General features: G+C 64.8%; 14 protein-coding genes and 1 pseudogene. All 15 read left to right on the forward strand.

Annotated elements, in window-relative coordinates; translation table 11 throughout:
• Nucleotides 1-102 precede the first annotated feature (102 nt).
• The 15 genes and pseudogenes from fabF to ACGYLA_RS08175 all read left to right on the forward strand — a co-directional run bounded on the left by fabF (nucleotide 103) and on the right by ACGYLA_RS08175 (nucleotide 10910).
• On the forward strand, nucleotides 103-1362 hold the full coding sequence (fabF, locus tag ACGYLA_RS08105; RefSeq protein WP_394431711.1) for a beta-ketoacyl-ACP synthase II: 1260 nt from the start codon (nucleotides 103-105) through the stop codon (nucleotides 1360-1362).
• Nucleotides 1363-2547: an endolytic transglycosylase MltG gene (mltG, locus tag ACGYLA_RS08110; protein WP_394431713.1), complete on the forward strand. Its 1185-nt coding sequence runs from the start codon at nucleotides 1363-1365 to the stop codon at nucleotides 2545-2547.
• Between the two features lie 222 nt (nucleotides 2548-2769).
• The gene (locus ACGYLA_RS08115) at nucleotides 2770-2985 is read left to right on the forward strand and encodes a hypothetical protein (protein ID WP_394431716.1); all 216 of its coding nucleotides are present in this window, start codon (nucleotides 2770-2772) and stop codon (nucleotides 2983-2985) included.
• Between the two features lie 38 nt (nucleotides 2986-3023).
• Nucleotides 3024-4394: a DNA-packaging protein gene (locus ACGYLA_RS08120; protein ID WP_394431888.1), complete on the forward strand. Its 1371-nt coding sequence runs from the start codon at nucleotides 3024-3026 to the stop codon at nucleotides 4392-4394.
• Between the two features lie 131 nt (nucleotides 4395-4525).
• Nucleotides 4526-5704, forward strand: coding sequence for a phage portal protein (locus tag ACGYLA_RS08125; RefSeq protein ID WP_394431718.1), 1179 nt, complete (start codon nucleotides 4526-4528; stop codon nucleotides 5702-5704).
• Complete coding sequence (locus ACGYLA_RS08130; protein WP_394374191.1) at nucleotides 5694-5921, forward strand: hypothetical protein; 228 nt, start codon at nucleotides 5694-5696, stop codon at nucleotides 5919-5921. Before ACGYLA_RS08125 ends, ACGYLA_RS08130 begins: the two co-directional genes overlap by 11 nt.
• Before the next feature lie 23 nt (nucleotides 5922-5944).
• Nucleotides 5945-6553, forward strand: a complete 609-nt coding sequence (locus ACGYLA_RS08135; RefSeq protein ID WP_394431720.1) for an HK97 family phage prohead protease — start codon at nucleotides 5945-5947, stop codon at nucleotides 6551-6553.
• Between the two features lie 35 nt (nucleotides 6554-6588).
• A complete protein-coding gene (locus ACGYLA_RS08140) occupies nucleotides 6589-7767 on the forward strand; it encodes a phage major capsid protein (protein WP_394431722.1) in 1179 nt (392 codons plus the stop codon).
• A 166-nt stretch (nucleotides 7768-7933) separates the two neighbouring features.
• A complete protein-coding gene (locus ACGYLA_RS08145) occupies nucleotides 7934-8533 on the forward strand; it encodes a head-tail connector protein (RefSeq protein WP_394431724.1) in 600 nt (199 codons plus the stop codon).
• Nucleotides 8530-8868: a head-tail adaptor protein gene (locus ACGYLA_RS08150; protein WP_394431726.1), complete on the forward strand. Its 339-nt coding sequence runs from the start codon at nucleotides 8530-8532 to the stop codon at nucleotides 8866-8868. Before ACGYLA_RS08145 ends, ACGYLA_RS08150 begins: the two co-directional genes overlap by 4 nt.
• Entirely contained in the window at nucleotides 8865-9275 is a 411-nt protein-coding gene (locus ACGYLA_RS08155) for a DUF3168 domain-containing protein (protein WP_394431728.1), read from the forward strand. The genes ACGYLA_RS08150 and ACGYLA_RS08155 overlap by 4 nt, the downstream gene beginning before the upstream one ends.
• Before the next feature lie 35 nt (nucleotides 9276-9310).
• Nucleotides 9311-9733, forward strand: a complete 423-nt coding sequence (locus ACGYLA_RS08160) for a phage major tail protein, TP901-1 family (protein WP_394431730.1) — start codon at nucleotides 9311-9313, stop codon at nucleotides 9731-9733.
• 2 nt (nucleotides 9734-9735) lie between these two features.
• Nucleotides 9736-10050: a gene transfer agent family protein gene (locus ACGYLA_RS08165; protein ID WP_394408367.1), complete on the forward strand. Its 315-nt coding sequence runs from the start codon at nucleotides 9736-9738 to the stop codon at nucleotides 10048-10050.
• On the forward strand, nucleotides 10047-10259 hold the full coding sequence (locus tag ACGYLA_RS08170) for a rcc01693 family protein (RefSeq protein ID WP_394431732.1): 213 nt from the start codon (nucleotides 10047-10049) through the stop codon (nucleotides 10257-10259). The genes ACGYLA_RS08165 and ACGYLA_RS08170 overlap by 4 nt, the downstream gene beginning before the upstream one ends.
• Nucleotides 10252-10910 (forward strand): annotated as a pseudogene (locus ACGYLA_RS08175) (phage tail tape measure protein). Before ACGYLA_RS08170 ends, ACGYLA_RS08175 begins: the two are co-directional and overlap by 8 nt.
• Nucleotides 10911-10916 lie beyond the last annotated feature (6 nt).

Consider the following 10916-nt stretch of genomic DNA (forward strand, 5'->3'; position numbering starts at 1 on the left):
CATTTTTGCGCTCTGCCTGCGGACCCCCGCCGATATGCTTGTGCCTACAGGCTTTTGCAGGGTAAGAGGTTCGCCGAGACATTATCGGCAAGGGGCACTGAGATGCGCAGAGTTGTAGTAACGGGTTTGGGTTTGGTTACCCCGCTCGCGGACGGCGTGGAAGAAAGCTGGAAACGGATCCTTGATGGGAAGTCCGGGGCCGGGCCGATCACCGGCTTTGATGCCAGCAAACTGGTGACTCAATACGCTTGCGAAGTGCCCTTGGGCGATGGCAGCGATGGCACCTTCGACGCCAATAAATACATGGAGCCGAAAGAGCAGCGCAAGGTCGACACCTTCATCCTCTTTGGCATGGCCGCCGCCCAGCAGGCGGTTGAGGATTCGGGCTGGAAGCCGACCGAGCAGGAAGATCAGGAACGCACCGGCGTTCTGATCGGTTCGGGCATCGGGGGGCTGAACTCCATCGCCAATACCGCCGTCATGATGCATGAGAAGGGCCCGCGTCGCGTAAGCCCCTTCTTCGTGCCGGGCGCGCTGATCAACCTGATCTCGGGTCAGGTGTCGATCCGCTATGGTTTCAAGGGGCCGAACCACTCGGTCGTGACCGCCTGTTCGACCGGCGCCCATGCCATCGGCGATGCGGCGCGGCTGATCAAATACGGTGATGCGGATGTGATGATCGCAGGCGGTGCCGAGGCGGCGATCTGTGAGATCGGCATGGCGGGCTTTAACGCCTGCAAGGCGCTCTCGACCAAACGCGGCGACGATCCGCAAAAGGCCAGCCGCCCCTATGACGTGGACCGCGACGGTTTCGTCATGGGCGAGGGTGCGGGCATCGTGGTGCTGGAAGAGTATGAACACGCCAAGGCGCGCGGTGCCAAGATCTATGCCGAGGTGCTGGGTTATGGCCTGTCGGGCGATGCGCATCACATCACCGCCCCTTCCGAGGACGGCGAGGGCGGCGAACGCTCCATGCGTGCGGCGCTGAAGAATGCGGGGCTGGAGCCTGCGGATGTGGATTACATCAACGCGCATGGCACCTCGACCATGGCCGACACGATTGAGCTGGGTGCGGTCGAGCGGCTGATGGGCGAGGCTCGGGGCGATGTGACGATGTCATCGACCAAATCCGCCACCGGGCACCTTTTGGGGGCTGCGGGCGCGATCGAGGCGATCTTCTGCATGCTCGCGATCCGCGATCAGGTGGCGCCGCCGACGATCAACCTTGATAACCCGGCGGTTGAGACGCCGATTGATTTGGCACCAAACAAAAAGGTCGAGCGCAAGATCGACGTGGCGCTCAGCAACTCCTTTGGTTTCGGCGGCACCAACGCATCGGTCCTGTTCGGGAAAGTCAGCTAAATGTGGCGTCATATCGCCTCTAACGCCGTGACGTTTCTGTTGGTCGGCCTGTTCCTGCTTGGGGGGATCATCCTCTGGGGCAAGTCGACCTATGTCTCTGAGGGTCCGTTGGAACAGGCGATCTGTGTGCAGGTCGAGCGCGGCTCGAACATGCGGCAGGTCAGCCAGAACCTTGAGGAACAGGGCGCGGTTTCCTCGCCCGCGATCTTCCGCATGGGCGCGGATTACGAGGAGAAGTCGAGCAGCCTGAAGGCGGGCAGCTTTCTTGTTCAACCCGGCACCTCGATGCAGGGGATCGTGGATATCGTGACCCAAGGCGGGGCCAGCACCTGCGGTACTGAGGTAGTCTATCGCATCGGGGTGAACCGGGTGAGCGTGCAGGTCCGTGAGTTGGACCCGGTCACCAGCCGTTTTGTTGAACGCGCGGAATTCACCCCGGGTGAGGAGGCGGCTCCCGAAGCCTATACCGAAATCTCAAGCGCCAATGACACGCGGTTCCGTGTGGCATTGGCCGAAGGGGTGACCAGCTGGCAGGTTGTCGAAGCGCTCAAGCAGGTCGAGCAATTGACCGGCGAGGTTGCGGAGCTTCCAGCAGAGGGCAGCCTCGCGCCCGATAGCTATGAGGTGCGTCCGGGCGACGACCGCGCCGAGGTGATTGCACGGATGGCCGCGGCGCAGGAGGTGCTCTTGGCCGAAGCCTTTGAAGCGCGCGACCCCGATCTGCCGATCGAGACGCCCGAGGAGCTGCTGATCCTTGCGTCGATCATCGAAAAGGAAACCGGTGTCGCCGCCGAACGTGAGCAGGTGGCGAGCGTTTTCGTGAACCGTTTGAACCAAGGCATGCGGCTCCAGACCGACCCCACGGTGATCTACGGGGTGACCGAGGGCAAGGGCGTGCTGGGCCGCGGGCTGCGCCGCTCGGAACTGCGGGCAGAGACGCCGTGGAACACCTATGTGATCGACGGTCTGCCGCCCACGCCCATCGCCAACCCGGGCCGGGCAAGCTTGATGGCTGCAGCGCAACCGGCGGAGACGGACTACGTCTTTTTCGTGGCGGATGGCACCGGGGGGCACGCTTTTGCGGAAACCTTGGACGAGCATAACCGCAACGTGGCGCGCTGGCGTCAGATCGAGGCGGAGCGCGGCGCGGAAGCGGCGGGCAATGCCTCAACCGGCGGAAACTGAGACCACTGAAAACCCCGCTGGAGACAGCGGGGTTTTTATTTGCGCGGGTGCTTTGCCGCACGGCGTTGTAAGGTGTTGTTGACACAGTTTTTCTTGACTTTGCGCGCGGTCTGACGTAGGACTTGTGGCACGCTAGAGGACATGGGCGAACGGCCCCGGGGTGACCCGGTGGTCGTTTTTTTGTGTCTGCTCGGTTGGGGATAACCAACGAGAGGTAAAGCGATGACGATCATTACCCCGGAGCAAGAGACGGAAGACAGCGCGGAAATCCTGCGCGGTCTCCAAGAAGCAATCGGCGCACTGCGTCGGGAAATCGAAGGTCTGACGGAACAGACCCGGTCCGGGGGGGGAACTCAAGGAAACTGCGGTGTCTGGCAAAACGTCCAAAGTGGCGGGACTGCTGGCGCATTGCCTAAAAGCGGAGAACACGCTGAATGACTGTCGAAACCGACAAGCTGGAATCGCGCGCGGGGGCTATGCCCTCGACATGGACAAAGCGCGGGCTGACATCGGGTGCAAGCTGGATCGCCTGCGCCGATGCTCAGGCCCAGGCGCAGTTTCTGAATGAACTCGGTGAGGGAGAGCTTCTGGCTCTCCCTTTTTTGTTTGAGTTTTGGGCGCTGGACCACCAACTGCCGCCTGAGGGCGATTGGCGGACATGGGTGATCATGGGCGGGCGCGGCGCGGGCAAGACGCGGGCCGGGTCGGAATGGGTGCGCAGCAAGGTTGAGGGGAGCCGACCGCTTGACCCCGGTGCGTGCAGTCGCGTGGCGCTGGTGGGGGAGACCATCGAGCAGGTGCGCGAGGTGATGATTTTCGGCGACAGCGGCATTCTGGCCTGTAGCCCGCCGGATCGGCGGCCCGATTGGGAGGCGACGCGCAAGCGGTTGGTCTGGCCCAATGGCGCAATTGCCACGGTGCATACGGCGCATGACCCAGAAGGACTGCGCGGGCCGCAGTTTGATGCGGCTTGGGTGGATGAACTGGCGAAGTGGAAGCGTGGGCAGGAGGCTTGGGACCAGTTGCAGTTTGCGCTGCGATTGGGGGAGCGGCCTCAGGTCTGCGTGACGACGACGCCGCGCAATGTGGATGTGTTGAAGGCGCTTTTGGCCGCGCCCTCGACGGTCACGACCCATGCGCCGACGGAGGCGAATGCGGCCAATCTGGCAGGGTCGTTCCTTGAAGAGGTGCGGGCGCGGTATCGCGGCACGCGGCTGGGGCGGCAGGAGTTGGATGGTGTTTTGTTGGCCGATGCCGATGGGGCGTTGTGGACCTCGGCCTTGTTGGAGGCGGGGCGGGTGCGAGAAGCGCCGGAGCTGGACCGGATCGTGGTGGGTTTGGACCCGGCGACGACGAGTGGGGCGGGCTCGGACGAGTGCGGGATTGTTGTGGTGGGGGCGCAGACAAAGGGGCCGCCGCAGGAGTGGCGGGCGGTGGTGCTGGCTGATTGCACGGTGCAGGGGGCCACGCCCATGGGCTGGGCGCAGGCGGCGATTGCGGCGATGACGCGCTATGGGGCGGATCGGTTGGTGGCTGAGGTCAATCAGGGCGGGCAGTTGGTGGCTGAGGTGTTGCGGCAGGTCGATCCGCTGGTCTCGCTCAAGACCGTTCATGCGGCGCGGGGCAAGGTGGCGCGGGCGGAGCCAGTGGCCGCGCTTTATGAGCAGGGGCGGGTGTGCCATTTGCCGGGGCTGGATGCGCTGGAGGATCAGATGTGTCTGATGACGGCGCGCGGCTATGAGGGCAAGGGCAGCCCGGACCGGGTCGATGCGCTGGTCTGGGCGCTGCATGAGCTGATGATCGAACCTGCCGCGCAGTGGCGCAGCCCGGGGGTGCGGAGCCTGTGAGCGGGCTGTTGCGTGGGACAGCGCACGGTGGGTTTCTCCAGCGTTAAGGGATTTCAGGGAAAGTCTGACAACGCCGGGCAATGCGGGGCAGGTCTTCGCCGCCGGGGTCGGGCAGAATGAGGAGCGACGACATGGTATTCGATTTTCTACGGCGGGGCGCGGCGGTTGAAACAGCGGAGCGCAGGGCTTCGGCCACCGGGTCGGTCGTCGCCTATCAGACCTCGGGCCGTGTAGCCTGGAGCCCGCGCGATAGCGTGAGCCTGACGCGCTCGGGCTTTTGCGGCAATCCGGTGGGGTTTCGTTCGGTCAAGCTGATCGCCGAGGCTGCGGCGGCGCTGCCGCTGGTCGTGCAGGATAGCGCGCGGCGCTATGACGAACACCCGCTCATGGAACTGATGCGGCGCCCGAATGCGGGGCAAGGCCGGGCAGAGTTGCTTGAGGCGCTTTATGGACAGATGCTGCTGAGCGGGGATGGCTATGTCGAAGCGGTGGGCGGCGAGGATGGTTTGCCGGTTGAGCTCCATGTGTTGCGGTCGGACCGGATGAGCGTGGTGCCGGGGGCGGATGGCTGGCCGGTGGCCTATGAATATGCGGTGGGTGGGCGCAAGCACCGTTTCGACGCGAGTGGGACGGCGACGCCGGTTTGTCATATCCGGAATTTTCACCCGCAGGACGATCACTATGGTTTTAGCCCCATGCAGGCGGCGGCGATGGCGATGGACGTGCATAACGCGGCGAGCCGCTGGTCGAAGGCGCTGCTGGACAATGCGGCGCGGCCCTCGGGGGCGATTGTCTATCGCGGGGCTGAGGGGCAGGGCAAGCTGAGTGAGGATCAGTATGACCGGCTGGTGAGTGAGATGGAGAGCCACCATCAAGGGGCGCGCAATGCGGGACGGCCCATGCTGCTGGAGGGCGGGCTCGACTGGAAGCCGATGGGCTTTTCGCCCTCTGATATGGAGTTTCAGAAAACAAAGGAGAGTGCGGCGCGGGAGATTGCGCTGGCCTTTGGGGTGCCGCCGATGCTGATCGGGGTGCAGGGGGACGCGACTTACGCAAACTATCAGGAGGCGCATCGGGCGTTCTATCGTCTGACGGTGCTGCCGCTGGCGACGCGGGTGACGGCGGCGCTGGCGGAGTGGCTGAGCGGGTATCTGGGGGCGGCGGTGATGGTGAAGCCGGACCTTGACCAAGTGCCTGCATTGGCGGCGGAGCGTGATGCGCAATGGGCGCGGGTGTCTGCGGCGGCGTTCCTGAGCGATGCGGAGAAGCGCAGCCTATTGGGGCTTCCAGCGGTGGCCGATGATGCCTGAGCTGCGTGAGATCGAGCGCTTCGAATGTGCGCCGGGGTTGCGGCTTCAGGCGCATGAGACGCTCAGCGCGGTGCATCGCGAGAACATGCAAAAGCGGCTCGACCGGATCGAGCAGATGATGGAGCGGTTGGAACGGCGGCTGTGGCTGACGGTCTACGGCGTGGTGGCGGTGATCTTGGCGCAGGCGGTGCAATCCTTTCTGGCGGTGGCGCCGTAGTGGGCTGAACGAGGGAAAATACGATGACTTATCAATTGGACGCCTTCGGCGGCTGGCCGGAGAACGGGGAAGTTGCGCCTACGGGCTGCGGGTTGGAGCATAAATTTGCACGCTTCGGCAGCGTGACATCGGTGGAGGATGGGCTGAAGATCAGCGGCTATGCCAGCCTCTTTGGCGCGGTCGATCAGGGCGGCGATGTGGTCGAGGCGGGGGCCTATGCGGTGAGCCTTGCGGCGGTCGCGAAGGCGGGGCGCAGCGTCAAGATGCTGTGGCAGCATGACCCGGCCCAGCCCATCGGGGTATGGGACGAGGTGCGCGAGGATGGCCGGGGTCTTTGGGTCAAGGGGCGCATCCTTAGCACTGTGGCCAAGGGCCGGGAGGCGGCGGCGCTGATCGAGGCGGGGGCCATCGACGGGCTCAGCATCGGCTACCGCACCGTGAAAGCAGGCAAGACCACCAAGGGGCAGCGGCTGCTGTCGGAACTGGAGCTTTGGGAGGTGTCTTTGGTGACCTTTCCGATGCTGCCCTGGGCGCGGGTCGGGGCCAAGGGGGAGTTCAGGGCCGTGGGCCATGTGCTGCGCGAGATGGCGGCGGCCTTTGATGCCGCGCGGGCCGAGATGGCGCGGGGCTGAGCCTGAGTTTGACTGAGCAGATCGAAGGAAAAGCGATGACCAAGAATGAGATGAGCACAAAGGCGGGCAAAGACCTGTCTCCGGCGGAGGAAGTGCGGCAGGCCGTGAGCGGTTTTGTCAGTGACTTCAACGGCTTTCGGGCCGAGATTAATACGAAACTTCAACAATCAGAAGAGCGAATTGCCATGATGGACCGCAAGATGACCCTGCCTGCCCGCAGCCCTTTGAGCGGCGCGATCGATCACGATGCGCCGCATAAGAAAGCCTTTGACGCCTATCTGCGCAACGGCGATGACGATGGGCTGCGGGGGCTGGAATTGGACAGCAAATCGATGTCGACGGCGGTCAATTCGGACGGCGGCTATCTGGTGGATCCGCAAACTGCCGACCGGGTGCAATCTGTGCTGAATGCGGGGGCGTCGATCCGCGCGATTGCCTCGGTGGTGCAGGTGGAGGCCACCTCTTATGACGTGCTGGTCGATCACGCCGATGTGGGCGCTGGTTGGGCGACCGAAAGCGGGGCGCAAGCCGAGACGGACACGCCCCAGATCGACCGGATCACCGTGCCGCTGCATGAGCTGAGCGCGCTGCCCAAGGCGAGCCAACGTCTGCTAGATGACAGTGCCTTTGATATCGAAGGTTGGCTGGCGGGGCGTATCGCCGACAAATTTGCACGGGCCGAAGCGGCGGCCTTTGTCAGCGGTGACGGCATCGACAAGCCTACCGGTTTTCTGAGCCATCCGGCGGTCGACAACGACGTCTGGACTTGGGGCAATCTGGGCTATGTCCCCAGCGGCATCAACGCCAATCCCGAGGCGGATGCGATCATCGAATTGGTCTACGCCCTTGGCGCGGCTTACCGCAAGAAAGCGGTCTTCGTGATGAACTCCAAGACCACGGCCAAGGTGCGCAAGTTGAAAGACACTGACGGGCGCTTTCTGTGGTCGGATGGACTGGCCGCGGGAGAGCCTGCGCGGTTGATGGGCTATCCGGTGCTGGTGGCCGAGGACATGCCCGACCCGGCGACCGATGCGATGGCCATCGCCTTTGGCGACTTTTCCGCAGGCTACACCGTGGCCGAACGCCCCGATCTGCGGATCCTGCGCGATCCGTTCAGCGCCAAGCCGCATGTGCTGTTCTATTCCACCAAACGTGTCGGCGGCGACGTGAGCGATTTCGCGGCGATCAAGCTGATGAAATTCGGCCTGGCGTAAGCCGGTGCCGAAGCCGGGGCCGGGGCAACTTGGCCCCGGTCCGGACGTGCGCCTGCGAGGTTGCGTTGTCTAGCTGCTCCCCTCCGACCGAGCAATGCAACCGGTGCGCGTCCGGGAATAACCGCATGGCCCCAAGGGGCGCGGGAGCGATTTTTGGAGACGTTCGATGATGTTGATCGAAGAGACAAATGTGCCGGATGCGGTCTTGCCGGTTGAGGCCTTCAGAATGCATCTGCGCCTTGGCACCGGCTTTGCGCAGGACGGCCTTCAAGATCCGGTGTTGCGCAGCTTCCTGCGCGCGGCGATGGCGGCGGTGGAGGCGCGGACAGGCAAGGTGTTGATCATTCGGCGGTTTGCCCTGTCGCTGACCTTTTGGCGCGATGCGGCGGCGCAGGTCTTGCCCGTGGCGCCGGTGCAAGAGATCGCGCGGGTGGCGCTTGTGGCGCGGGACGGGGTGGAGACGGCGGTGGACCCCGAGCGCTACTGGCTGGAACGCGATGCGCAAACGCCGCGTCTTCGGGCCAGCACCGCCGCCCTGCCGCGCATCCCAAGCGCGGGGGCCGCGCTGATTAGTTTTGACGCGGGCATGGCCGCCGATTGGAGTGGAATGCCGGATGATTTGGCCCAAGCGGTGATGCTGCTGGCCGCGCATTACTATGAATACCGCGACGACACGGCGCTTGGCGAAGGGTGCATGCCCTTTGGCGTCAGCAGCCTGATCGAACGCTACCGCCGGGTGCGCCTCGGCTTTGGGGGAACGGCATGAGCCGCCCGCAGTTGAACCGGCCCCTCGTGTTGGAAGCGCCGCAGTGGGTGAGCGATGGCGCGGGAGGGCATCGCGAGGTCTGGCAGCCCTTGGGCACCCTTTGGGCCGAGGTGCGCGCGCGGACGGGGCGGGAGACTGCGCAGGGCGGGGTGGCCGTTAGCCGGATGGGGGTCAAGATCACAGTGCGGGCGGCGCCGGAAGGTGCCCCGCAGCGGCCGACCCCCGAGCAACGGTTTCGCGAGGGCACGCGGGTCTTCGTGATCCGGGCGGTGGCCGAAAGCGATGCGGGCGGGCGGTGTCTGATCTGCTTTGCCGATGAGGAGGTGGCGGTATGACCTATGCGCTTTCAGGGGCTTTGCAGGCGGCGGTTTATGACCTGTTGCAGAGCGATCCGGGGCTCACCGCGCTGATCGGTGACGCTGTCTTTGACGCGGTGCCGGGGGGGAGCCTGCCAGAGACCTATGTGCTCTTGGGCCAAGAGGTGGCGAAGGACCTGTCGGACCCGCAGGGCGCGGGGGCGGAGCATCGCCTGACCCTGTCGGTGGTCACCAGCGCGCCGGGGTTCAGCACGGCGAAGGGTTGCGCGGCGGTGATCTCAGACCTGCTGCATGGGGCGGAGCCGGCGCTCAGCCGGGGGCGCGTGGTGGATATGGCCTTTCTCAAAGCGACGGCGCGGCGGATCGACGGGGCCTCTGCCCGGCGGATCGACCTGAAATTCCGCGCCCGCGTCGCGGACGCATAAGACTTTGGATTTCAGATTGGTGCGAGGAGACAGTGATGGCAGTTCAAGCGGGCAAAGACCTTTTGGTCAAAGTGGATATGACCAGCGATGGGCAGTTCGAGACGATTGCCGGGCTCAGGGCCAAACGGGTGAGTTTCAACGCCGAAACGGTGGATGTGACCTCGCTCGATTCAAGCGGCGGTTGGCGGGAATTGCTGGCGGGTGCCGGTGTCCGCTCGGCCGCGATCAGCGGGTCGGGGGTGTTTCGCGATGCGGGCACGGATGAACGGGCGCGGCAGTTGTTCTTCAACGGGCTGACGCCGGATTTTCAGGTGATCATTCCGGATTTCGGCGTGGTGCTGGGGCCGTTTCAGGTCTCCGCTCTGGAATACGCGGGGTCGCTGAATGGGGAGGCCACCTTTGAGCTTAGCCTGCAATCGGCGGGGGAGCTGATCTTTACCCCCGATGTGGTGGTGTGAGCATGGCGAACCCGTGGCGCGGCGAGGTGAGCCTCGTGATTGATGGCGAACGTCATGAGGCGCGGCTGACCCTCGGGGCCTTGGCCGAGTTGGAGGCCGCGTTGCAGGCCGACAGCCTTGTGGCCCTGGTAGAGCGGTTTGAAAGCAATCGTTTTTCGAGCCGCGATGTCTTGGCCCTGTTGCTCGCCGGGCTGCGCGGAGGCGGGGCGGAGATGGATGCCGCAACGCTTGAGCACGCGCAGATCGAGGGCGGGCCGATGGCGGCGGCGCGGGCGGCGGCGGAATTGCTGGCGCGGGCCTTTACGGTGCAGGCGTGAGTGCGGCGCGCGGCTTTGACTGGTCCGCGTTGCTGCGGGTGGGGCTGTCGCGATTGGGGCTGTTGCCGGACCAATTCTGGGCGCTGACGCCGGCGGAGTTGCAGTTGATGCTGGGGCCGAAGTCCGGCCCCGCGCCGCTCCTGAGCGACGGTCTCGCCGCGCTGATGGCGGCCTATCCAGATGAGACGAAAGGGGCCGGTGATGGCTGACTTTGACGATTTCGAGAACCTTGAGAGCCGCGCCGAGGGGGTGAATGAGACGTTAGCGCAGACCAGCGGTTTGGTGGCCGGGTTCGACGGTGAGCTACGGCGGATGCGCGGCGCGCTTGCCGCGACGGGCAAAGACGTGGCGACGCTTGAGAAAGGGCTAAGCCGTGGGTTGCGGCGGGCCTTTGATGGGGTGGTCTTTGACGGGGCCAAACTCTCGGACGCGCTGAGCGACTTGGCGCAGTCGATGATCCGCACGACTTACAATGCCGCGATGCGTCCGGTGACGGACCATTTCGGCGGGCTGATCAGCGAGGGCGTGGGCAGCATCGTGGAGGGGATATTGCCCTTCGCCAATGGCGCGCCTTTTTCCCAAGGCAAGGTCATGCCCTTCGCGCAGGGTGGGGTGGTCACCTCGACGACCGCCTTTCCCATGCGTGGCGGCACGGGGCTGATGGGTGAGGCCGGGCCGGAGGCGATCATGCCCTTGGCGCGGGCGCCGATGGCAAGCTGGGCGTGCACGGCAACGGCGGCGGCGCGACGACCATCGTGATGAACATCACTACCCCCGATGTGCAGGGGTTTCAGCGCAGCCAAAGCCAGATCGCCGCACAGTTGAGCCGTGCCCTCAGCACCGGCAACCGCAACCGATAGGCCTCG

This window comes from Sulfitobacter sp. 1A13679, from assembly GCF_043557115.1.
GTDB lineage: Bacteria > Pseudomonadota > Alphaproteobacteria > Rhodobacterales > Rhodobacteraceae > Sulfitobacter > Sulfitobacter faviae.

Excerpts from the sequence above, each read along its gene's own strand:
- fabF (WP_394431711.1), top strand. The coding sequence starts at position 103 with ATGCGCAGAGTTGTAGTAACGGGTTTGGGTTTGGTTACCCCGCTCGCG.
- mltG (WP_394431713.1), top strand. The coding sequence starts at position 1,363 with ATGTGGCGTCATATCGCCTCTAACGCCGTGACGTTTCTGTTGGTCGGC.
- ACGYLA_RS08115 (WP_394431716.1), top strand. The coding sequence starts at position 2,770 with ATGACGATCATTACCCCGGAGCAAGAGACGGAAGACAGCGCGGAAATC.
- ACGYLA_RS08120 (WP_394431888.1), top strand. The coding sequence starts at position 3,024 with ATGCCCTCGACATGGACAAAGCGCGGGCTGACATCGGGTGCAAGCTGG.
- ACGYLA_RS08125 (WP_394431718.1), top strand. The coding sequence starts at position 4,526 with ATGGTATTCGATTTTCTACGGCGGGGCGCGGCGGTTGAAACAGCGGAG.
- ACGYLA_RS08130 (WP_394374191.1), top strand. The coding sequence starts at position 5,694 with ATGATGCCTGAGCTGCGTGAGATCGAGCGCTTCGAATGTGCGCCGGGG.
- ACGYLA_RS08135 (WP_394431720.1), top strand. The coding sequence starts at position 5,945 with ATGACTTATCAATTGGACGCCTTCGGCGGCTGGCCGGAGAACGGGGAA.
- ACGYLA_RS08140 (WP_394431722.1), top strand. The coding sequence starts at position 6,589 with ATGACCAAGAATGAGATGAGCACAAAGGCGGGCAAAGACCTGTCTCCG.
- ACGYLA_RS08145 (WP_394431724.1), top strand. The coding sequence starts at position 7,934 with ATGATGTTGATCGAAGAGACAAATGTGCCGGATGCGGTCTTGCCGGTT.
- ACGYLA_RS08150 (WP_394431726.1), top strand. The coding sequence starts at position 8,530 with ATGAGCCGCCCGCAGTTGAACCGGCCCCTCGTGTTGGAAGCGCCGCAG.
- ACGYLA_RS08155 (WP_394431728.1), top strand. The coding sequence starts at position 8,865 with ATGACCTATGCGCTTTCAGGGGCTTTGCAGGCGGCGGTTTATGACCTG.
- ACGYLA_RS08160 (WP_394431730.1), top strand. The coding sequence starts at position 9,311 with ATGGCAGTTCAAGCGGGCAAAGACCTTTTGGTCAAAGTGGATATGACC.
- ACGYLA_RS08165 (WP_394408367.1), top strand. The coding sequence starts at position 9,736 with ATGGCGAACCCGTGGCGCGGCGAGGTGAGCCTCGTGATTGATGGCGAA.